This window comes from Aliikangiella marina (assembly GCF_007004765.1).
In the GTDB taxonomy this organism is placed as follows: Bacteria; Pseudomonadota; Gammaproteobacteria; order Enterobacterales; family Kangiellaceae; genus Aliikangiella; species Aliikangiella marina.
Genome location: NZ_VIKR01000001.1, coordinates 1,199,287 through 1,225,543, shown reverse-complemented (window position 1 = coordinate 1,225,543; position 26,257 = coordinate 1,199,287). Strand labels below are relative to the sequence as shown.

4 protein-coding genes are annotated in these 26,257 nt (G+C 36.1%); all 4 read left to right on the top strand.

Going from position 1 to position 26,257, the window contains the following annotated elements:
- The first annotated feature begins 1 nt into the window (after position 1).
- Genes FLL45_RS05290 through FLL45_RS05275 form a run of 4 tightly spaced genes read left to right on the top strand, consistent with a single transcriptional unit; the run spans position 2 to position 26,227 of the window.
- Positions 2-5,788, top strand: coding sequence for a non-ribosomal peptide synthetase (locus FLL45_RS05290; protein WP_142940932.1), 5,787 nt, complete (start codon positions 2-4; stop codon positions 5,786-5,788).
- Positions 5,788-12,558 (top strand): non-ribosomal peptide synthetase, encoded by a 6,771-nt coding sequence (locus FLL45_RS05285; protein ID WP_142940931.1) that lies wholly within the window; start codon positions 5,788-5,790, stop codon positions 12,556-12,558. The genes FLL45_RS05290 and FLL45_RS05285 overlap by 1 nt, the downstream gene beginning before the upstream one ends.
- Positions 12,555-20,444 carry a non-ribosomal peptide synthetase gene (locus FLL45_RS05280; RefSeq protein ID WP_142940930.1) on the top strand — a complete coding sequence of 2,630 codons (7,890 nt, stop codon included), beginning with the start codon at positions 12,555-12,557 and terminating at the stop codon, positions 20,442-20,444. Before FLL45_RS05285 ends, FLL45_RS05280 begins: the two co-directional genes overlap by 4 nt.
- Positions 20,444-26,227, top strand: a complete 5,784-nt coding sequence (locus tag FLL45_RS05275; protein ID WP_142940929.1) for a non-ribosomal peptide synthetase — start codon at positions 20,444-20,446, stop codon at positions 26,225-26,227. Before FLL45_RS05280 ends, FLL45_RS05275 begins: the two co-directional genes overlap by 1 nt.
- Positions 26,228-26,257: the final 30 nt, after the last annotated feature.

Here is a 26,257-nt window from a genome sequence, read left to right as displayed (position 1 = left end):
CATGCAAGTTCATGAAATACTAAAGCTCTTATCAAAAAACGGTGTGTTCTTGTTTTTAGACGGAGTTAACTTAAAGTTTAAATGTACTATGGGTGCACTTGAGACTGACCAAAGGGAGCTTATTAAAAACAACAAGTCTGAAATCATAGAATACTTAAGGGAATATGAACTATCTAAAACTAGAATAACAAAAGTCGTGCCTATTAATCGAGAAAAGGATATCGATATATTTCCCTTGTCATTTACGCAACATCGATTCTGGTTGGCACATAAACTATCGAAAACTAAAAATGAGTTAAATATACCGGGGTTTCAAGAAATTAGGTCAAAAGTTGATTTGATGGAACTTGAAGATGTTTTAAGAAAACTGTTTACAAAACATGAAGTCCTTAGAACTAAATACGTTGAGTTAGAAGGAGTCCCGTATCAAAAGGTATTTAGCAATATTGAGATTCCACTGACGATTGAACGTCTTAACTCCAAAACTGATGAAATAGACTGGTGTCGAATATCAAGCTTGTTAAACAAAGAAAGAACAAAAGCATTCGACTTGAAGGTAGAGTTTCCTGTACGTTTTTTACTTATTCAACTAAATAAGAATCATTTTATATTTCATTATACGTTTCATCATATTGCCAGTGATGGCTATTCGCTAGGTATCTTTTACCGTGATTTTAGGCGTTTCTATGGTTTTGACGAGGTGAGCGATTTGTCTACTGCAACAAGTATCAATCAGTATGTAGACTATGCAGAATGGCAAAGAAAGTTTGTCGATTCAGACTCGGCAGTTCAACAGCTCGACTATTGGAGGTGCCAGCTCTCTAATGCACCTTTATATCATTCTCTTTCTATAATGGAACATACGGCAACTCAAGAAGTTAACCGCTGTTTAGTTTATAGAAATTGTGTTAGTGGGGAAGTCAGTAAAGAGTTGAAGAATTTTTGCGAGGCTAAAGGTGTTACGGTATTTATCTTTTTACATACTGTTTTGGTCGTTTTGCTTGCTCGTTATACCAATGAAACAGATCTACTCGTAGGGACTCCAGTAAGTGGTAGACATAGGGAGGGTACTCAAGATCTTATGGGGGTTTTCGTTAATTCCTTAGTTTTGCGCTCGGAGATAGATTTAAATTCGAGTTTTCTGGAGCTAATGAATGTCAACACGAAAACTATTTTAGAAGCTTTTGATAACCAAGATTTGCCCTTCGATAAACTAGTTCAAGAGCTAGCGCCCGATAGGAGACTAAACTCGCATCCTTTCTTTCAGATTATGTTTGCGGTACAAGAGAATCTCGACGAACAAATCTTTAATGCTGATAAACAGTTACAGCTAAGCGATGAATTAAAAAGTTTAGAAAGAGTAACCACAACCTTTTCTGAGTTTGATTTGAGTTTGCATGTTACGGTCAAGTCTAATAAGACTCAAGTCGAATGGGTTTATAATGAACGCTCGTTTGAAAGCGAATACATTAAAAGCTTGGCCGACTCGTTCCTTTGTATAATCAATTTTGTTGTAAGTGGAAAGAACGTTAAAAGTTTAAGTCAGCTGAAATTGGCGGAGCTGCCGGTGCTTAATGGTGCACAGAGGGAAAGTTTAACTCAAAGTTCGATTTCCAATCAATTTATAGGTGATGTTTTAGGAACCACTTCGGAAAAATGTTTTGATGCTCATAAGCAAGTAAAATATTATATACTGAGTCGCAGTTTACAGTTGCAGCCAGTGTGTGCTGCCGGTGAACTGTATATTGAAGCATCAGGGAATAACGAGTTTAATACTATAGGTAAAGCCGTTGTTATTGATGGAGTAGAAGGTGATTTACAAAAGACGCTCTTGAAGACAGGGATTTATGCTCGGAATGTAGGCGGCGTAATTAAGTTATTAAAAAATGATAAGGTTGTAAGTCGATATTCTATTCAACAGCAATGTGAACTAATTAATGCTCGTTTACAGGAATACGGTGATATTCAAGATTCTTTTGTTTATGTTCACAAAGCTGGTAGGTATAACTCATTATTGGTCGCATATATAGTAGGCAAAGCTAACTCTAGCGATAGATTAAAATTAAGGCGTGCTTTGCTAAAACATTTATTGAATAAATCTGAGCTTAGCTATCTGCCGAATCAATTTGTTTTCTGTGAAGCAATCAAAAGTAATAATGACCAAAAACCAGATATTAAGGCGTTACCAGTTATTAAACAGCTGGATTTTTCTGTTGATAAGGTTTCTCCTCGAAATCGTCTGGAACAAATCATTCATAAAATATGGTGTGACTTACTTAATAAAGAGTCAATCTGTGTTAATGATAATTTTTTCAATATCGGAGGTCATTCTCTTAATGCGACTCAATTAAATAATCTGGTAAGTAAAGAACTTCAGATAGAGTTGTCTTTGTCGGAGATTTTTGAAAATCCTACTATAGCTGGGATAGCCAAAGCCATAGACGATAGTAAAACATCTAGCAGTTTGCCTGTCACTATACCTGTAACTAAAAGGAATAATACAAAGCTTTCATATGCACAGCAACGCATTTGGTTTATCGATCGCTTAGGTAATGGTAGTAGTCAGTACAATATGCCGGGGCATATTTATATTGAAAAAGAACTAAACGTTGATGCTTTTCAAGCAACGTTATCACAGATTATTGATAGACATAGAGTGCTTAAAAGTATTTTTTCAGAAATAGAAGGCGAGCCATATCAGACTGTCGTTAAAAAACAAAATGTACCGCTAGCTGTATTAGATTATTCGAATCTAGAAAATATTCCAAAACATATTGATTCACTGATAGATGACGAAGCGAGTAAAAAATTTGATTTAACAAAAGAAATACCTATTCGAGTTATGGCGGTTAAGATTTCATCTGCTCGTTTTGCAGTTGTTTATACAATTCACCATATCGCATGCGATGGTTGGTCTCTAGAGATATTCCATAACGAATTAAAGGCTTTATATTTAATTAATATTACAAGTAAAGATGATGAGTTAGAGCCCTTACATCTACAGTATTCAGACTACGCTATGTGGCAAAAAAATTGGCTACAGGGCGATATATTAGACAAACAATTAGATTATTGGCGTCTTAAACTTAAAGGGCTTCCTTCTGTTCACAGCTTGCCGTTGGATTTTGAAAGGCCAAGCGTGCAGACGTATCAAGGAAAGCTGCTAAATAGTAGGCTAGATTCTCGAACATTATCAAGAGTCAAGAGTTTATGTAATCAGAAAGGTATTACATTATTTATATTCTTTCAATCAGTTTTCGCATTACTAATAAGTAAATTTAGTAATGAGTCCGACGTAGTTATAGGCACACCTGTATCAGGAAGGTTTCATAAAGACCTGGAACCGCTTATTGGTTATTTTGTCAACTCAGTTGTGTTAAGGAGCCGGCTTTCAAATGATAGTAGTTTTGCCGAGTTTTTAGATAATAATAAGAAAATGATTTTAGAAGCATTTTCTTACCAGCATTTACCTTTTGAGAAGCTAGTCGATGAAATTAGTCCGCAACGAGATTTGAGTTACAATGCCGTATTTCAAATTATGTTTAGTTATCATGGTTTTTTTAAAGAAAATGATGTGGGTAACGACATATCTAGCGAGAAAAACACTGAGTTTAAAAAACAAGCATTATCCAATATAACGATACGAACAGATCTAGAGTTGGTCGTAAGGGAGTTAATTGATTCTATAAATATATCATGGATAATTAACGAGTCTTTGTTTGAGGATTATTTCGTAATAAGCTTGTCTAAATATTTTAATGAATTAATTGACGAAATATTAAACTTGCATGAATGTGATCAGCTGTCTAAACCGATTAGGGACTTTTCCTTACTAGACGAAAAGAACAAAGTTGCAATACTAAACTTGACAAAGTCCAGAGCTAAGAATATCAGTAAGTCTTATCTCTTACACGAATTAGTAGAGAATCAAGCTCGTAAGACTCCTGATGCTATTGCGATCTGTCAAAATTATAATCTACAGTTAAGCTATCAAGAGCTTAACGCGAGAGCAAATTTTGTCGCGAAGTACTTGAGTCGATTAAAAGTAAGAAATGAAGAACTAATTGGCGTTCGCTATGAGTGTTCTATCAGTGCAGTAGTTGCAATATTAGGAGTGTTGAAAGCTGGCGCGGCCTATCTTCCACTGGACCCTACTTACCCCATTGACAGAGTTAGGGCTATTATCAAAGACTCTAATGTTCGCTTGTTGTTAGCTGAAGAAAGTGTCAAAGAATGTCAGGAATCTCTAAGTGCCGAGATAGTTTGCTTGAACTTGCACAGTCTAAATGAGAAATTTAGGAGTTTGGGTAACATTAACAAAGCTTGTCTGGCTGATAGTAATTCAAAGCAATCAAATGGCCAGTTAGCCTACGCGATCTACACCTCAGGTAGTACAGGAAAGCCAAAGGGAGTAACAATAGAACATAGGAGTATTGTTGAGTCCACATTGACTCGAATAGATTATTATAAGAACGCTGATCGATTCTTACTTCTATCATCCTTTGCATTCGACAGCTCGATTGCCGGTTTATTTTGGACCCTAACCACGGGGGGGACATTACTGACGGTAACTCAAGATACTAAGTTAAGACTTGATAAGTTAACTGAGTATATGCGCAGTAACTTCGTTGTTGAGTCATTATTGCTGCCTAATTTACTCGAAGAATTACTTTTAATTAACAAGCACACTCATAAAAACTTAAAAGCCAAAAGGCTTATTGTCGCTGGCGACACTTGTGATAAGAATTTACCAGCAAAAAGTAAAAAACTGTTTCCCGAAGCAGACTTTTTTAACGAATACGGACCTACGGAAGCCAGCGTCTGGAGTAGTGTTTATCGAGCAGTCGAATTAAATGACTCTAAGGGAAGCTTGTCTATAGGAGAAACAATTGAAAGCTTGTCTGCTTATGTGCTTGACGAAAATTTAAATCCGCTACCTATTGGCGTGATCGGGCAGTTGTATTTAAGTGGATATCAATTAGCAAGAGGCTACTACGAAAAAAGTGCTCTAACTTCTTCAAAATTTCTACCTTGCCCTTACTCGCAGAAAGCTGGTGAAAGAATGTATGCGACTGGCGACTTAGTTAGACTTGGGGGAGATGGAAAGCTCGATTTTATTGGACGGATCGATAATCAGATTAAGGTAAGAGGATTTAGAGTTGAATTGTCAGAAATTACTTATAACCTTCTATGCCATAATTCGATTGAACAGTGTGTAACAGTGTGTCGCAAGTCAAACCTTAATGAAAATGTGATTATCAGTTATATAACAAGCAGTGAATATGCGGAGTTTAGTAATGACAAGATTCAAGATGTTCTTAACGACTATCTCTCTCATAAATTACCTCAATACATGATCCCGGCTTATTTTGTATTGCTAGAACGTTTGCCCGTTAATCATAATGGAAAAATCGATCTAAAAAACCTACCTCAACCTGATATTACTGCGAATAAAAGTTATATCTTTGAAAGGCCAAAAAATGAGCTTGAACGAGAAATATTAAAAGTCTGGTCAAAACTACTAAAGCTTGAGGAGTCTCAGGTAAGCATTACTGCGGACTTCTTTTCTTTGGGTGGACATTCTTTGCTGACGACACGTCTTATCAGTCAGCTTAGAGAGCTTTTTGGTTTGGAACTTTCAGTGCAGAACATATTCCAAAACCCAACAATAAAGAAGATAGCAACAATTATTGAGCTTGAACAAAATAAATTGCAACTAAAACAGAAACAAGAAGAAAGTGACAATAATCTTGCCAATCAAAATCAATTAGAGGAAGGAGTCTTTTAATGACTGCTGTAGACGTGATCAATACATTGGTCGACAATGAGATATTTGTATATCTCGAAAATGGTCAATTAAAATACAGGGCTGAGGTTGGAAGAGTTACGCCCGAAATTAAGGAATTGGTCAAAAGCAATAAACAAGAGATTATTAACTACTTATCAGAAGTTGGTGTTGAAGCTGACGAAGAAAATCAAAATACACCTAGGCTTAGGGTTTATCCTAAAAAGCATCATGTAAGGTTATCATACGCTCAGCAGGGCATTTGGTTTGTTGACAAGCTTGGTGGAGGGAGTATCCAATTCAACATTCCTGGCCATTATTATATTAACCAAAGAGTCAATACAACGGCATTTAAGAAAGCACTAGAGGGGTTAATTAATCGCCATCAAATACTTAAAAGTTGCTATTGCGAAAAGGATGGCGAAGCCTTTCAATCAGTACAAGATGATTTTCAATTACCGCTATCCTTAATTGACCTGTCGCACTATGAAATCCAATTGAGAGACAACAAATTAGAAGAGATTATCGCTAATGAAGCGATTATTCCCTTTGATTTAAGCAATGATTTACCTCTGCGTGTTTCTCTAGTCAAAATTACCGAAGAAGAGAATTTAGTACTTTATACGATCCATCATATTGCAAGCGATGGCTGGTCTTTAGAGATTTTTCGCAGTGAATTAGAGCAGCTTTATGCATTATTTAGTCAAGGACTAGAAAACTCGTTAATGCCCTTAACTATACAGTATCTCGATTATGCACAATGGCAACGTGAGTGGTTGCAAGGTCCAAGGTTGTCAAAGCAGCTACAGTATTGGCAGAAACAGCTTAGTGGAATTCCTCAGTTACACGGCATACCGCTCGACAAATCTAGGCCTAATGTTCAGAGCTTCAAAGGCAACGTATTTGAGAGCTTGCTCGAACAAAAAACCACTCATCAAATATTGCGTTTGTGTCAAAACGAAGGTGTTACGGTTTTCATGTTTTTGCAAACGGTATTAGCGATTCTTATTAGTAAATATAGTGCGGAGAAAGATGTTGTTATTGGCACACCGGTCTCAGGCAGGCACCATAGTCAATTAGAAGATCTTATTGGTTTTTTTATTAATTCTGTCGCATTGAGAAATAACCTTTCAGATGATTTAAGCGTTTCTGACTTGTTGCAGAATAACAAACAAATGATTTTAGATGGTTTTGCTAATCAATATCTCCCATTTGAAATGGTTGTCGATGAACTTAGCCCGCAAAGAGATTTAAGTTATAGTCCTATATTTCAAATCGTATTTTCTGTTCAGAAAAAAGACAGTCTAGAGCAAGTAGTTGATACATATTTAAGCAGTAAGAGTGAAACTCCCGATAGCAAATCAATTACCACTAGAGTTGACTTAGAAGTTCAAGTGATTTATGACGATAATTACGTGTATCTAAATTGGATGTTTAATAATTCGTTGTTTGATCTATCAACAATTTCAAAAATGTCGAGTTACTTTAACCAGCTAATACAAGCGTTATTATTGATTGATGGAACAAGTAATAATTCACTATCTAATGTAAAAGTTAGTGAAATATCTTTATCCAACAAGAAATCCAGAAGACCAAAAAAAATAATAGAGAAAAATACTGCGCTAGCCGATAAGTCGATTGCTTTGATGCATAAGCTATTTGAGAATAAAGCTTCAGAAATACCAAATGTCACTGCACTAGTTGGTAATAGCGGTGAAATGACATTTAAGCAGTTAAATAATAAAGTAAACCAAATGGCGCATTGGTTGGACCAAAAAGGTATTGGAGTCTATTCAAGAGTTGCGCTATTGGTTAACAATTCTAGTGAATTGTTAGTTAGCATATTGGCTCTATCAAAAGTTGGGGCCTCATTTGTACCTTTGGATATTGGCTTTTCGATAGGTCGAATTGATTCAATTTTAAATGATTGCAGCGCGGAAATGGTGATTTTAAATCATCAGTATCGTTCAATGGTTAAACATAAAGCTAAAGTATCGATTGATGAACCAAATATTCAAAAAGAATTAAGTGAGCTCTCAACGACTAACTTTTCAGTAAGCGAAACTATTAACTTCGAAAAGTTGCCAGCCTATATTATTTATACTTCTGGTTCAACGGGGCAACCTAAAGGTGTCGTTGTTTCCCACGAGAACCTTTCAAATTATATTGCTCATGGAAGAAGCTATCTCAAACAGAATATCAATGCAGCAGTGGTTAGTAGTCCGATTACCTTTGATGCAACTATATGTTCTTTGTTAGTTCCAATTTTGCATGGAGTTAGGGTTGAGTTATTGCCGTTAAATGATGACCTTGTTGAACACCTACTCGATTTTATAATGGATGAGGATGAAAATTATTTATTTAAAATTACACCGGCACATCTAAAGCTATTAATTGCGAGTGGAAGGATTGCTGATGATATTGCAGCTAAGCATGTGTTTGTTGTAGGCGGCGAATCGCTGTCGCTAAAAGTTAGCAAAGAGTTTTTAAACTATTTTCCAAATGCTTGTTTAGTCAATGAATACGGTCCAACGGAAGCCACAGTAGGTTGTAGTACCTTTTCTATCAACTTGAATGAGATTGAGGCGTTAAAAAGGCCGACTTTACCGATAGGTTTGCCAATCAAAAATACTAATCTATATGTTCTGGATGAAAACGATAATATTCAGGATGAAGGTTTAGTTGGTGAACTCTACATTTCTGGTAGCGGCGTTTCACTCGGTTATTTAGATAATCCTCGCTTAACGGCTGAGAAATTCCGTCCTGACCCGTTTACCCAAATTCCTGGTTCTAGAATGTATCAGAGTGGAGACTTAGTTAAGCGGCTAAATAATGAGTTATTAGAATTCTTGAAGCGAATGGATTCGCAAATCAAACTAAGAGGGTATAGATTAGAGATAAGCGACATAGAGTCTAACTTAACAACATTAGAATATGTTGAAGACGCAAGAGTTTGCTTAAGTGATTCTAAAGAGCCAGTTTTACAAGCATTTATTCAGCTTAATGGGCAAGAAATAGGCGGGACTGTTTATTCTTCTAACTCTTATTCTAATCTCGAATTTTCGAGAATCATTGGTAAAGCATTAAGTCAAAAAATACCTAATTATATGCTACCGTCTCAATACTATTTTGTAAAAAGTATCCCATTAACTTCGCACGGCAAAGTTGATTATAAAAAACTGGTTAAAATAGTAACTATCGACAAAATCGACCAATCGAGTACGCCCCGTAATCCCGAAGAAGAAATACTCTATGAAATATGGTCAGAACTTTTAAGTCATAATAATTTTGGCATTTTTGACAACTTTTTTAATGTTGGAGGGCACTCGATACTAGCGACACGACTAATTAGTAAAATTAGAAATCATTATAATGTTGAACTCCAGTTATCTGAGCTTTTTAACGCGCCGACAATTGAGAAGCTTGTTATAGCTATAAAAGAACAATCTACTGATAGGTATTGCCCACCAATAGTTCAAATAGATAGGAGTGGCCCATTAGCTTTATCTTTTGCTCAAAAACGCCTTTGGTTTTTAGATAGGCTAAGTGAAGGGAGCGCTCATTACAATATTCCAGAAAGAATTGTTTTAAAAGGCAAATTTAATCAGAGTGCGTTTGAAGAAGGCATAAAACTTTTAGGGGCGAAGCATGAGGTGCTTCGAACAAGATATATCTCAAACTCAGGAGAGCCACTCGCGGTAATTGACCCAGAAATAAATGTCAGTCTAAAAGTTGTTAATTTGGGAGGTCTTAATAAAACAACAATTTTAGAAAAACTTGATAAAGACCTAGAAACTCAGATTAACGTTCCATTTACTTTGTCGAGTGAACACTTGTTACGAGTTACCGTATACACAACTGATGAATCTTGGCAAATTGTGCAAGTGATAACTCATCACATTGCTAGTGATGGGATCTCACAGCAAATCATAAAAAGAGACCTAATCGATCATTATGAGAATATAAAAAATGCAAAAAAAGTTTTAAATAAAACTCTTGAAATTCAATACGTTGATTACGCAGCCTGGCATGGCCAATGGTTAAACGGAATTGAGCTGCAAACTCAGCTGGATTATTGGCTAAATCAGCTTGACAACTTGCCTACAGTACATAGTTTACCTCTGGATTTTCCGAGACCCATACAGCAACAATTTTCAGGCGGTTGCGTTAGCGCTAAGCTCGACGGTAATCTAATTCATAAGATTCGTTCAGTGTGTCGCGAGCAAGATGTGACTCTGTTTATTTTTATGCAAACTATATTCGCGTTACTCTTATCTAAGTATTCCAATCAGGAAGATATCGCTGTTGGTATAGCAACAAGTGGAAGAAGTCATACATCACTCGAAGAAGTAGTTGGTTTGTTTATTAACACTATAATTATTCGTACAAACTTTGCTGGTGACCCAAGCTTTATTGACTTACTTAAAGTAAATAAAGGAAATATCATAAATGCATTTGAAAATCAAAACATTCCTTTTGAAATGTTGGTTGAACAGCTCAGTCCGAATAGAAACTTAAGTCACAACCCTCTATTCCAAATTATGTTTGCAGTACATGAAAATAATTCGGTAGACATAGACCCGCTAGCGGCGATAGGGTTAGTTGACACCGATAAGAAACCGTCTACTGAGCTTTCTAATTCCACGATACGCACAGACCTTCAAGTTCATGTTAATGATTTTGGAGATAGTTTCAATATAATGTGGAATTTTAACAAAGCGCTATTCAAACCCGAAACGATTGTGGAACTGGCTGAAAGCTATCATTGTTTAGTAGAGTCCATCATAGATCTATTAACGCTTGAATCTAAGATAGACAGTGATAAAAGTCTAAATATTAGTCAAATTAATGATTTGAGTCGACGTCAAAGGAAACTGCTATTAAATCGAAAAGGAAAAAAGGCCACTATACAGGATAGCAAAAAATTACATGAGCTCTTTGAGTTACAGACAACTAAAACGCCGGATTTACCAGCAATTGTAAGTGACTGTGATACGCTGAGTTATGCTGAATTAAATAAACAATCTAATCAGTTAGCGAGATACTTATTACAAAAAGGCGTATCTAGCGGTGAAACTGTTGCTCTTTATTTTGAGAATTCTATTGAAATGTTTATTGGCATGCTCGCAATTTTGAAGTTAGGAGCCGCTTATTTACCTATTGATACTAAGTTACCTGAGAATCGAATCAATTGGATTCTTAAAGATAGCTGCGTCAATGTTTTGCTTAGTAATCAAGAACTAATTTCATTTTTAACGCTTGATAAAGTTAAAGCAATTCCTTTAGATGAATCTTATCGAAATATATTCCTTAGAAACATTGAAGATAGTAACGATATCTTCGAGTTAGATAATAACGAGGCTCGACTCGCATATGTGATATACACTTCGGGTACTACGGGAGCTCCAAAAGGAGTGAAGGTATCACATGCTGCAGTAATGGCGTATTTAAATTTCGCGTCCGAAAGCTACTATCAAGAACATCTAAGTGGTTCATTGTTGTTGACTAGTTATCATGTTGATATGTCAGTTCCCGGCATGTTTTTACCTTTACTAAAAGGTGATTTTGTGCGACTTAGTAGTAATATTAGCGACTTAGTGAGTGCTTCAAAGTTGTTAACTGATGCGTCTAAAAATTATCTTGTTCGAGTAACACCAACGCATTTGTCAAGCATTGTTCAAAACACTCAAATTCACGAGCAACAGCACGCTTTTGTAATTGGTGGTGAGTCATTAAGAACTGATTTGATCACGGTTTTAGCCAAAAGCTTTCCAAACTCTTCGTTTTTTAATCACTATGGACCAACAGAAGCGGTTGTAGGATCGACGATTAGTCATATAGAGCTTCCGCTTGACTCTGACACGACAACTATATCAATTGGCAAACCTACGGATAATACCGAAGTCTATATTCTGAATTCTAATTATCAATTGCAGATACCAGGAGGAATAGGTGAAATAGCGATCGGTGGTGAAAGTTTGTCAGACGGTTATGTTAATAATCCTGAACTTAATAATAAGCGTTTTATTGAAAATCAGTTTACAGATGGCTCTAATCGAAGACTTTATTTAACGGGAGATTATGCTAGGTGGTTAAATGATGGAAATCTTGAGTTTATTGGAAGGTTAGATGAACAAATTAAGTTTCATGGTTTCAGAATTGATAGTAATGAAGTAGAAGCATACCTAGATAGGCTAAATGGCGTTGTTATGAGTTGTTTGAACCTTAGCGAGTCAAATAGCGGAAATCTATACTTAGTAGCTTACCTGAAAATAGACAGAGCATTTAGTGCAGTTGATGAATTGGAGCTTAGGCAGTTAAAAGGTAAGTATATTAAAGAGGCTCGGCAACAACTTGCGGTATATCTTCCAGAGTATATGATTCCTAATGTTTTTGTTTTTATGGATGATTTTCCTGTAACAAATAGTGGGAAAATAGATAAGAAAAATCTACCAGTGCCTGAGCAAGAAGATCTACAGTTAGAAGAATATGTCGCTCCAATTTCGGAAACTCAAGTAAAATTAGCAGAGTTATGGCAGAAGGTTTTAGGCCTAGAGCGAGTCGGGATTAAAGACAATTTCTTTTCGCTAGGAGGTCACTCTTTACTGGCTACTAAGCTTGTTAACGAAATTTACGAGTCATTCTTGGTTGACATACCTCTGAAATCAATTTTTGAGTATCCCACTGTCGATGAATTATCCAATATTATTGACTCATTCATATTTCAAGAAAATGACGTAGACATAGAGCCAGTCGAGGAGTTTGTTCTATGAGTATAGCATCACTACTAGGCCAATGTGCTCAGGCTGGCATTCGTTTGTCGGTCGTTGATGGAAAATTAAAAATCTCTTCAATAAAAGATAAAGTCTCTAAAGATATTCTGGAGCAGTTGAAACAAAATAAGTTGCGTATTATTGAGCATTTAGAAGCGTCAAGCGGGTATGCAAGCCAGTGGTATAGTCAATTGGAACCACAAGCTGAACAAGAAAATTATCCGCTGTCATATGCTCAGCAAAGGTTATGGTTTATTGATGAATTGGATTCAAAAAGTAATCAGTTTAATTCAATAAGTACCTTTTATATAGATGACACTATAAGCGAAGTCGAGTTTAGTAAAATTATAAAGCAGTTAATTAATAAACATCAGGTTTTAAGAACTAACATTATTCAAGTTGATGGCGTACCACGCCAAGTAGTAAGAAAGGATTTTAATGTAAACTATAGTTATTACGATTATAGTAACCTGAAGCAAAGTGAAATTGACTTAGAAGTTAAAAAGCACGTGGCAAATGAGCGTCAAAGAATATTTGATTTAAGTCATGATCTAATGGTGCGATTTTATCTTATAAGAACCTCTGGCGATAAGAGCTTAATAATTTATAATATCCATCATATCGCGTCTGATGCTCGTTCAAAAGAAATCCTAGAAACAGAACTTAGAATAGGTTTTAAGCAAGGCAGTATAAGTCCGTTGGGCAATAGTGCAGTTCATTATAAAGATTTTTCTAAGGTGCAAAGGGATTTTTTTAGCAATAGAAAATTTAATGCACAATTAGATTACTGGAAGCATCAGCTTGCTGATGCTCCCGAGACGCATGCGATTCCACTTGACCAAAGCAGACCGTTAAAACTCAGCTATCACGGACTTGGATGCACTTTAACTTTACCTTCGAATACAGTTGCTAAACTCTCAAGGTTATGCGAAAAGCATAACGTGACGATGTATATGCTCATGTATAGCCTGTTTTGCTTGCTCGTAAACCGCTTTAGCGGAGATAGAGATATCATGATAGGCACTCCGACGAGCGCAAGAAACCATGACAAACTCCAAGAAATTATTGGCTTTTTTATTAATCTTGTTGTTTTGCGTTGTCAATTGCCCGAAAAATTAAACAACTTTACTTTTATCGACTTATTAACAAATAATAAAAATATAATTTTAGACGCATTTGATAACAGTGATCTCCCATATGAAAGACTAGTTGAAGAGTTAAATCCAAAAAGAAATACCAACTATAATCCATTATATCAGATACAGTTTAGTATGCAGAATAGCGATAATGTTTCGCTATCTAGCCAACGCTCGCTGTCTGAAAACAATGCTGAGTCGATAAAACTTGAAGAAACTAATTCTCAGTTAGATATTGAGCTACATGTCATTAATTCTAAAGATGGTATTAGATTAGATTGGGTTTTTGATAGTCAGATATTTGATACTGAATCTTGTTCCAACTTGGTTTTACACTTTGATGAGCTAATAACTCAGATAGTTGATCTTGCTGAAGAAGACAAGATTCATGTCACACCTATAAGTCGAATAAAGAAAGTAACTACAGCAGAAGAAAAATTAATTGTAAGTCAATGGAATTCGACAAACAAAGAGCTTTCAGGTGCTGCTTGTTTACATGAGTCGTTTAGTAACTGTTCTGCACTTAACCCAGAAAGCATTGCTCTGTCATGCCTTTGCGAACAAATAAGTTATTATGAATTGAATCGAAGAACCGAATACTTAGCAAAGCGACTGGTAAATCTCGGCATAAAACGAGAGTCGGTTGTCGCCGTTATGCTTGATCGCAGTATTGATTTAGTTATTGCGATGTATGCAGTGATGAAAGCTGGGGGAGTTTATTTGCCAATCGATCCGAATCTTCCTAACAATCGGATTGATTATATATTAAGCGATGCGAAAGTCGAACATATTCTGGCTCATTCTAAGTATGCAAATGATCAATTCATCCAAAAAACTATACTTGTTGACAAAATTAGCTTTAAAGAGAAAGGGATAAGCAGGATAAGTCTGGAGACTGTGATGGCGGAAGATCTAGCCTATATCATTTATACTTCTGGTTCGACCGGCGAACCAAAAGGAGTCATGGTAGAACACAAAGCAATAGTAAATAGAATTAACTGGATGCAAGAGCGTTATCAATTAGTATCAAATGATATCGTTCTACAAAAAACACCCTTTAACTTTGATGTTTCAATGTGGGAATTAACTTGGCCAATTTTCCAGGGTGCTAGAATGGAAATTGCACCGCATGACAGCCATAAAGATCCCGAATACATATCTAAATTAATTCAAACACGCTGTGTTACTCATATACACTTTGTACCCTCGATGTTCCGCGAAATACTCTCAGAGAAATTGTGGAGAGGTTGCCATAGCTTGAAAAAGGTTTTTTGTAGTGGTGAAGAGCTACCGCCTGACTTGACTAAGACGCATTTTAACTTGAACAATGCAGAACTTCATAACTTGTACGGACCTACAGAAGCTGCAGTTGATGTTAGTGCTTTTGAGTGTAAATTTGAGACAATTAGTAAAAGTATTCCTATTGGTAAACCTATCCAAAATATTAAGCTGTATATTTTAGATAGCGACTTAAATATGCTCCCCCCTGGTGCAGTGGGCGAGTTGTTTATTAGTGGCGTAGGTCTCGCACGAGGCTACGTTAATAACGAAGGATTGACGCAAGAAAAATTTATAAGCAACCCGTTCGCAGTAGAAGGGCATAAGCGTTTATATAAAACTGGAGATTTAGCGAGATGGAAGGCTGATGGCTCGGTTGAGTATATTGGCAGAAATGATGATCAAGTAAAATTACGTGGCTTAAGGATCGAGCTGACTGAAATAAAGTCAATCATTGAAAAGCATCAATTAGTTAAATCGAGTGTGGTTTTATTACAAAAGACATCAGATTATGAGCATCAGCTTATAGCATATGTCGTACCGTCTAAAAATAAAATCGCGGACGATGATTTTTCGATTTCGATACAAAAATATTTAGCACGCCAGTTGCCAGAATATATGATACCAAGCGCTATTATTCAATTGGAAGAGGTTCCATTGACTACCAGTGGAAAAATCGATAAGAAAAAGTTACCTAAACCTAAAGCCATAGATTTTGGTGAGAAAGATTATGTCGCACCAGTAAATAGTATAGAGGAAAAACTTGTAAAAGCCTGGTCTGGCTTATTAAATATTGCGCCTGAAGAGATAAGTGTTCAAGCTAATTTCTTTAATCTTGGCGGACATTCATTACTTGCAACACGGCTAATAAGTTATATTAGAGATGAGTTTAAAGTAGAAATTAGTCTTCGTGAACTTTTTGCTAGCTCAACCATTCATGCAATTTCGTCCCTAATTCAAAATTCTGAGTGTAGGGTCATTATGCCTCCCATGCGTCACTTTGATGCTAAGAAGGCTGTTTTACTATCATATTCTCAACAGAGATTGTGGTTCTTAGATAAGCTTGGAGAAGGTAGCTTAGAATATAATATGCAAGGCTATGCTTACTTCAAAGCAGAATTTAAACTTGAGGCCTTTAAGAAAGCACTGAATGACATCATATACCGACATAATATTTTATGTACAAACTATGAAGGACGTCGAGATTCAACCATTCAGGTAGTTAAACACGACTTTGAATTGCCACTAGAATATTATGATATAAGTCATATTGATAAAGATTCACAATTAAATCAAATAAAACATCATGCTAGTCAAGAGGCCAGTACAGCATTTGATTTAAGTAGTGATTTGATGGTTAGAGTCCGAGTTCTTAAATTAAATGATGAACTGCATCTAGTCTTATATACTTTGCACCATATCGCTGCTGATGGTTGGTCAAGAGGCATATTCGAAAATGAACTTCATGCGCTATATGATGCATATCGACAAGACCTTCCTAATCCGCTTTCAGCGTTAAAATACTCCTATGCGGACTATTCAATGTGGCAGAGAGATTGGTTAAGTAGCGATTTACTCGATTCTCAATTAAGTTATTGGAATCAACAACTAGACGGAATTCCAGCACAGCATAACTTTCCTTTAGACCGACCTAGACCAAACCATAAAACGCATCACGGTAGAGTTTGGATCAGTAGAGTAAGTAACATCCAGCTGGAGGCCATAAAAAAACTTTGCCATGAAAAAGGTCTTACTTTATTCATGTTTTTACAAACAATCTATGCCTTGGTGATTGCCCAATATAGTGGGAGAACTGACGTAGTTATAGGTTCTCCAATTGCCGGTCGAAATCATCGAGACATAGAAGGATTAATTGGTTTTTTTGTTAATTCCTTGGTAATACGTACTCGATTTAAAAAAGAACAGTCTCTTTTGGAGATTTTCGAGGTGAACAAGTCTGTAATTTTAGAAGCATTTGAGAACCAAGATGTCCCTTTTGAGATGTTAGTTGAGAAGATTAGGCCTGAGAGAAATTTGAATTTTAATCCAATATATCAAATTGTCTTTGCAATGCAGAACAATGAAAAAGGCGAGTTTTCTGAAAGTGCTCAACGTATCGAGTTGTTTGACGATAATGATACTCAAGCTGTTGCAACTAGCGTAAGGTACGACTTAGCACTTCATGCAAACGAGCTATCAGAGGGGTTGGAGTTTCGCTGGTTATACAATCATTCTATTCTTGACGACAATTCGATTAAGCGACTCTCGGCCTGTTATGAGACAGTTTTAAGTGACATTCTTGAGAAGTATCAAAAATCAGACTTAAGGCAAAATTATCACCAACTAAATTTTGTAAGTGATGAACAGGTTAAGTGGCAGCTTGATAATAGTAAAGGTAGATCTAAAACAGAAAAATCAGTATTAGACCTTATCTCTGAACAAGTATCAAAATCGCCTAATCAAGTTGCATTGTCTTTCAATGGGAGAGAACTAAGTTTTGATAAATTAGATAGATTATCAAATCAATATGCACGCTACTTTATGGCTCAAGGAATAGGGTTGGGAACTGTTGTAGCGCTAAATCTTAGTCGCTCTATCGAACTGATAGTTTCTATTCTTGGTATCTTGAAGTCTGGCGCGTGTTATGTTCCATTAGATTCAAGCCATCCTCAAGAAAGAAATTCATTTATCGTCAAGGATAGCAATGCTAGTTTTGTTATAGGAGTGAATGACTTAGCCGAAAATATTGAAGTTAGACATATCGATCTTAATGACGAAATCGTTTCTGAGCTCATTGATACTCAACTAGACAGTCTCCCTTTAAAACATGGTAAATCAATTTCATTGTTAGATATAGCTTATTTAATCTATACCTCAGGTACGACAGGAAAGCCAAAAGGTGTCGTTGTAACGCATAAAAATTTAAGTAACTATTTAAGTTCATTAAAACCTAGGTTAAACAATCACCTTAGTGGCGCAATTTTGAGTTCGAATCTAGTTTTTGACGCTACAGCAAGTGCTGTATTTCTACCCTTAATTAGCGGGCTAGAAATAGAAATTATTGCGGACTCTAACTCAATGCTAGAAATATTGACCGATTACTTAATGGATGATAGCGATAACTATTTATTTAAGTTAACGCCTTCCCATATAAAAGCAATTGATACTTCTGAATATTCAATCAATAAACGCTCAAAACATTTACTACTAGTCGGTGGAGAACAGCTGACTAAAGAAACTGTTAACAAAGTCACAAAGATATTGCCCAACGCTGAGATTATCAATCAGTATGGTCCTAGTGAAGCGACAATCGGTAGTAGCATTTATTTATTCTCAAAAGATAAAATGGCAGCTTATGGTTGTCAAAATAACCTTTCAATTGGTGCGCCGATTAATAATTGTCAATTTTATGTTTTAGACAATGAATTAAATCTACTACCTTTAGGACAGGTAGGTGAGCTTTATATATCTGGCGATGGTTTAGCTAACGGGTATATAAACCACCCAATTTTAACGGCCAAATCTTTTATTCCAAATAAATTTAGCAAAACGCCTGGAGAACGATTGTATCGAACTGGAGATTTGGTTAGGTATTTAAGTGGCGGTCAATTAGAATTTGTTTGTCGTAGGGATAAACAAATTAAATTCAGAGGGTTTAGGATTGAGTTAGAAGAAATTGAGTCAGCAATAAATAGAAGTAAATCGATTAAAAGTAGTATTGTCAATTTAATAGACAATAATGACACTAATCGGTTGGTAGCCTATGTGTGTCCATCAAAATCTTATTTGTTATCAGCGTCTGAAAAGCACAATGCAGAGCATGTCAATCAATGGACGGAAATATATGACGATAAATATGGGAATAAGGCGAATCGAGACAGTTTCGTAGAAGATAACTTTTTTGGTTGGAATTCCAGCTATACAGGAAAGCCTATTCCGTTAAAAGAAATGCAGACTTGGCGTGATGAAGTTGTTGAACGGATTATATCCTTAAAGCCAAAAAAGTTACTTGAAGTTGGTGTTGGTGGAGGGTTGTTGTTGTTTCAATATGCCGAACACTGTCAAAGCATTCACGCTACAGATATATCGAGTGTCGCACTAGGTTCTATTAAGAGTGAGTTAGTTCGCAGGCAGTGGGAGCATGTTAAGCTGGAGCAAGCAGACGCGTTAGGTATACTTAACTATAAAGACGAGTCTTTTGATACAATTGTTATCAATTCCGTTGCACAGTACTTTCCAAATCAACTCTATTTTGAACAGTTTCTAGATGCCGCTTTAAAATGCTTAAAACCTGGCGGTAAACTATTTCTTGGCGATATTCGGAATCTAGATCTTCATAAGTCGCATTTGGTTGCAATAGAGAAAAGTCAATTGGTACAGCCCGTTCGTGTGAGCCAATTTAGTAATGACATACATCGGCGTATGCAACAAGAACCTGAGCTCTTAATAAGTCCTAGCTACTTCGGGCAATTAAGTTCATTAAAATCGTCGGTTGCTCAAACGGATATACTAGTAAAAAATTCTCGATATAATAATGAGATGTCTAATTATCGTTATGATGTCGTTATCACACGTGAACAACTTAATACAATAAATACGCCTGCCACCGAGTTACCTTGGTTTAAGTATGGCAGTAAGGCAAGCATGGAAGCCCTACTTAAATCGAAAAAATACCAACAGTTTGGATTATCAGAGGTACCGAATGTTAGGGTTCAATCTAACTTAGCTATCAGTGAAGGTTTGCCTGAGTGGTCCGCAAATAAATTAGTTCATCCCAACGAGGAACCGGATAAAGACGTTAATCTTAAAAACTCAGTCAATCTCAATAATATCATTTCATTAGCAAGCCGTTATCATTATCAATGTGTAGCAACATGGTCTCAAAAAGATCTCGCTTGCTTAGATGTCTATTTTTACAAAGATGAAAGACCAGAGATTAAAGCACGCAATAGTTACTTGATAGAGCATTTAATGAATTATCCGCAGTTACCTAGTCTCGGACAAATTTTGGCTAGTGAATTAGACATAGAGTTAAAACAAAAACTGCCTAATTATATGATTCCTCAATTATATATTACCTTAGAAAATATTCCGTTAACTCGAAACGGTAAACTCGATAACTATGCATTACCTTTACCTGATGATAACGATTTGAACAGAGTAACTTATTGCAAGCCTAGGTCAAATCTTGAGCAGCAATTGTGTGATATTTGGCAACAGTTATTGGGGCTCGAGAAAGTCGGTATTAAAGACGATTTTTTCGCCGTAGGCGGACACTCCCTATTGGCTACGAGATTGCTAACTAGCATAAGAAAAGAATTGAATGTTGATTTACCACTTCGGACCATTTTCGAAGTTCCTACGGTGGAAGAACTTGCAAATGAAATTTCCATAGCCATTCTTAATAATAAGCGACTTAATTCGATAAATGCTGAAGAGGACGATGAAGAACTTGATGAGGTAGTGTTGTAATGCAAGCACAAGACATAATTTTAGAAGCTCATCAAGCAGGTGTAACCTTTTATCTAAAAGACGGTAGATTGGCCTATAAAGCGAAAAAGAAAGGCCTTAGTCAAGCGTTAAAATCGCAAATAATTGAGTTTAAGGATGAAATAATTGCCTATTTGCATCAATCGAACGAAAAGCAGGTCGAACATAGCCTACCGCCAATAAAATCAGCAAAACGTTCGGGAAAGTTACCATTATCATATGCGCAACAAAGACTTTGGTTTCTTGACCAATTAGGTGAAGGTAGTAGCCAATATAACATGGTTGAGCAACTAATCATTGAGGATAAATTAAATACTGACCTAATCGAGCAAACCTTACATAGTTTAGTAAATCGACACGAAGTTCTAAAATCACATTTTTTTGAAGACTCAAGCGGTATCTGGCAATCGCAAGTGAAAGATTTTAAACTGCCGATTGACTACAAGGACATCACCCACTTAAAGCAATATAAAAAGCAAGATTATATCGAGACATTTGTAAAGAATAACCTTGAAAAACCATTTAACCTAAGTGAAGGTCCGCTTTTTCATGTGTGTTGTATCAATGTCGCTCAAGATATTACGTTAGTTGTCTATTTTATGCATCACATCATCAGTGATGCTTGGTCTAACAATATATTTAAATCTGATTTTCTTAAAATTTACCAAGACTTAAAGCGCAATAAAGCCCCTTCATTAAATTCATTAGAAGTTAGCTATTTCGATTACGCACGCTGGCAACATGAGTATTTGAGCGGTGAGTTTCTACAACAACAACTATCTTATTGGAAATCTCAGTTACAAGGTGTTCCTAACATTCATAATTTACCATTAGATTATCAGCGTCCGCAGAAACAAAGCTTTCGAGGTGTTCGGTTGGAGTCAACCATTAATGCCCAATGTTCTGCCGATGTAAAAAGTTATTGTAAAGAAAACAATATTACGGAAAATATGTTCTTTCACACTGTGTTGACCATATTGCTAGCACGGTATAGTAATGATACAGATATTATTATAGGTACGCCTATTTCCGGCCGTAATAGTCATCAACTCGAAGGAGTTATGGGTTTTTTTGTTAACAATCTCGTCATTCGAAGTCACATTGATCGACATTTTTCTTTTAGTGGTCTCATTAAGCATAATAAAAAGGTTATTTTAGACGCATATCAATACCAAAATCTTCCATTTGATGTTCTAGTAGAACATTTGTCTCCTAAGAGAAGTATTAATCACAATCCTATTTTTCAAATTATGTTCGCATATCAAGGTCAAAAAGGCTTAGTGCCTAAATCTCATTTAGGCATAGCCTCAAAGTTTGATAGTGCTAAAAGCGAAAAACAAGTAGCAACACGATTTGACATACATCTCCACGTCTATGAAAGCAACGGTGCGTTCGCTTTAAATTGGATATTCGATAGAGATTTGTTTGCAAGAAAGAGTATGCAAACTTTAAGTAAGTGTTATAACAATATCATTAACTCAATTTTTAGTCATGAACATAAGGAACCATTTGACAATATTAATGTTTGGGAAATTCCCTTGTTAGATTTTCACCAACAACAAAACATAACTCAATCTTTAAGTCAAACAAATGCCCCAAAAGCACCAGATTGGCTACTTCATCAAATGTTTGAGAATCAAGTAGAATTAACACCAAGTAATATTGCCGTTAAAGATTCAAAGCAGTCTTTAACCTATTTGCAACTCAATCATAAGGCTAATAGATTAGCGCGATTACTTGTTGAAAAAGGCTACTCAAATCAGTCTTTAGTTGGGATTTGTATGCAACGGTCAACCAATATGCTAGTGAGTGTGCTTGCAATTTTGAAAGCTGGCTCGGCGTATTTACCGTTAGAACATAGCTACCCATCTAATAGGTTGCAATATTTAATTGAAGATAGTGGAACAGAAATAGTTATCGCCGAAAGCCAAACAAAATCAAAGGTTGCTGCGCTCGCTACATCTATGCTCGTTTTGGACGAAGAGCATACCGAAGACTTACTAGCGAGTTATAGCGAGGTAAATCCAAACTTATTAATATCAGCAAAAGAACTTGCTTACGTTATCTATACTTCGGGCTCTACAGGGATGCCTAAAGGCGTTTTAGTAGCGCATCGTGGTGTTGTGGATTATTGCTACTATGGCATCAATAATTATTATCCAGATAATCTCGATGGCTCTATCGTAGTATCAGTTTTAAGTTTTGACGCTACCGTTACTAATCTATATTTTCCTTTGTTTACTGGTGGTTTTGTTGAACTGTTTTCCGAAAGTAATGATCTTGAAGAGTTTTGGAGGTATTTATTAACAACCAAGAATAATCTCTTAGTAAAAATTACACCATCTCACATTACGGGGCTAGCAAGCTTAGTTGATTGCAACTGTTTGAGTTCGGTCAATCATACTTTTGTTATTGGTGGAGAATTATTGACTCAAGCTAAACTCAATAATTTAAAATCGTTTTTTCCAAATAGTCGTTATTTTCATCATTATGGACCGACTGAAACAGTTGTGGGCAGCACTATTGTAGAAGTCACCAATTCTTTACCCTCTACGAAACAGGGCATATCTATTGGGCGGCCGATGGCCAACACTCAAGCATATATTTTAGACGAGTACGAGCATTTAACAGCTCAGGGGGCACCAGGAGAGCTATGTATTGCTGGTGTGGGGCAGGCGAGAGGTTATTTGAATCGCGCGAGTTTAACAGCAGATAAATTTCGTCCGAACCCTTACTCAAATGATGGTAAACGTTTATATAAAACTGGCGATTTAGCAAGATTTTCACCTTGCGGAAATATCGAGTTTTTAGGTCGGATAGATCAACAAGTTAAGATTAGAGGGTATCGTATAGAATTAGGAGAAGTTGAGAGTCATTTAAAAAAGATCAAGGGCATTTCAGAAGCGGTAGTAATGGCTAAGCAAGTCAATTCGCCTGAGTTACAGCTTGTTGCTTATGTTACTAAATCTAGGGTCGATTCTAAACATAAAACAACTGACGCGGAGATAAAAAGTCTCTGTCGTTTGGAACTTAAGAAAAAGTTACCCGATTTCCTCGTTCCTGAGTATTTTGTCTGTCTTGACGAATTTCCTATTACAGCTAACCGCAAAATAGCCAAAAAGAGACTGCCAATACCTAATATTAGCGAATTGATACAAAAAGATGTAATTCAGCCAAGAAGCGAACTTGAGAAAAAAGTATATGATTGCTGGTTAAAGATACTAAAAATAGAAGATTTAAGTGTTGATGATGATTTCTTCGAGCTGGGTGGCCACTCGATACTGGCCACACGTTTAGTCAGTTTATTGCAGCAAGTATTAGAAATCGACTTGCCGCTAAAAATGCTTTTTGAATATTCATCAGTTGAGTCATTAACAAAGCATATCGAAATTCAAAAGGTGTGTAGTGAAGCAACAGAAATAGTACCGTTATCTAGAGGTGATGAGATACCTCTTTCATTTGCTCAGCAAAGATTATGGTTTATTGATCAATTAAATAAAGGCAGTAAGCAATATAATGTTTCATTACGTCATGTGGTAGAAGGAGATTTAGATATACCTGCACTTAAAGGTGCGGTTAGTGACTTGATTGCACGACATAGTATTTTAAGAACCATATATCGGGAGGGAAAAGACGGCCCTATACAGATTATACAATCTGAATACGATATACCTTTTAGTACAGTCGATATTTCTATGCTTCCCGTAGAAGAACGCATTGCTCAAGCGGAACAAATCATCTGTAGTGAGATCGAAAGTCCTTTCGACTTAAAGAACGATGTTATGTTGAAAGTAAAACTATTAATGTTAGATCGGAACAGTTTTCTAATAATAGGTACTATTCACCACATAGCTACGGACGGATGGTCAAATGTCCTTCTTAAAAAGGAGATTCTAAGGTTTTATAAAGCGAGGACGAAAAAGCACAGAATAAAAATAGCTAATGATAACCTACAATACGCTGACTTTGCGGCTTGGCAACGTAAAGATCTTCAAAAAGAAAAATTAACGAATTTGACGAGTTATTGGCGCTTACAGTTACAGGGGGCCCCATTAGTTCATAGTTTACCACTTGATAACAGCCGGACATCACATAGTAGTCATAATGGCGCTACTCATTACCAAGAAATCCCTGCTGAGTTGGCTCAAAAGCTCCAAGATATAGCTAAGAATAAGAAAGTTACTAAGTTTATCTTTATGCAAACCGTTTTTGCTTTACTGATGTCTCGTTATAGCCTAGTCGAAGATATCGTCATAGGTACTCCGATTTCTGGACGCGATAATGAACAATTACAATCGATGATTGGATTGTTTGCTAATTCGCTAGCTATCAGAACGCAATGCAAAAGCGATCTTAGTTTTGATGAATTACTTGATAATAATAAAAGGACGATAATTGATGGATTTAGCAATCATCAAATGCCATTTGATTTATTGGTAGAAACTCTATCGCCTTCAAGAAGCTCTAACTATAGTCCTATATTTCAAATTATTTTTACCGCACAAGATAATTATAATGATAGAGAGAATAATTTGATTATGGAGGAAAAAGGTGAAATTTCTGTAAATAGTCGCCAAGAAATAAGAGTACTTAAGAAATTTGTTCGGTTTGATTTAGAAGTACAAGTTCAGGAAACACTTTCAGAGCTAATGATTAAGTGGAACTATAACAGCGATCTTTTTAATAGAGACAGTATCGAAAACTTTGCCATTGGTTTTTTAACACTTCTTGAGTCTGTCTGTGTGCAACCCCGGCTATCATCTTTAAAAATTAATCAAATCCCAATTATGAGCAGTGCCCAAAAAGATGTGATTTTAAACCAGTATTCTAGAAACAACAGTGAACTTTTAGCTAACCGTATACCATTGGATATAAGGCAATTGCTAAGAAAATCAAACCCTCGGATTTTTTTGTTAGACGAATCTTTGGAATTAGTCCCGGCTGGTGTTTGTGGTATGGTATTTATGGAAGTGGTAGACCAGTCTTGTCAGGAACAAATAAGAAAAAAACGAAAAAATCCAAGGTTTGTAATTGCCAAGTTGGAAGGTATAGGAGAAATCACTCTATATTGCGCAGGAGTGATAGCGAGATGGTCTACGCAGGGTGTATTGAAATTTTCGGATAAGGATGACCCAGTAAGACAATATGAAAGAAAAGTAAATAACCTGTGTTTACAAGATACTCTAACTAAACATCCTGATGTTGAAGAGGCATTAATTATAAATGATATGGATGTTCGAGCAGCAGCGAAAAACAGTTTGTTTGTAAAGTTAAATAAAATGTTAGCCGCTGGAGTCAAAGAAAACGCTCGCGCTATTCTGATTAAATATGTGAAACAACAACGAAAAGCACATGTGTTACCACAAAGTGTTTATGTTGTTGAGGGGTTTCCTATTAATCCGGATGGAAGTATCGATAGAAAGAAATTGGTGGAGCATGCCTTAAATCAAAATACAACAAAAGTTGTGCCGAGAAATGGGACTGAAAAACAGCTCGCGGCGATCTGGCAAGAAAAGCTGGGGATTGATGAAATTTGTGTTCATGATAATTTTTTTGAATTGGGCGGTCATTCTCTAGTTGCTACCAAAGTGGTTAATACTATTAGAGAATCTTTGTCAGTTGAAATAGCCTTAAAGTCATTGTTTGACTCACCAACCATTGCGGAACTTGCTGGAATAGTCGATGCTCAAAAAAGGTCAAATAATATCATTCCAAGTATCGAACCGGTAAACAGAACTGAACTAATAGAAGAGTTTGAGTTTTAAATATTTAATTACTAAAGAATAGGATTGGTC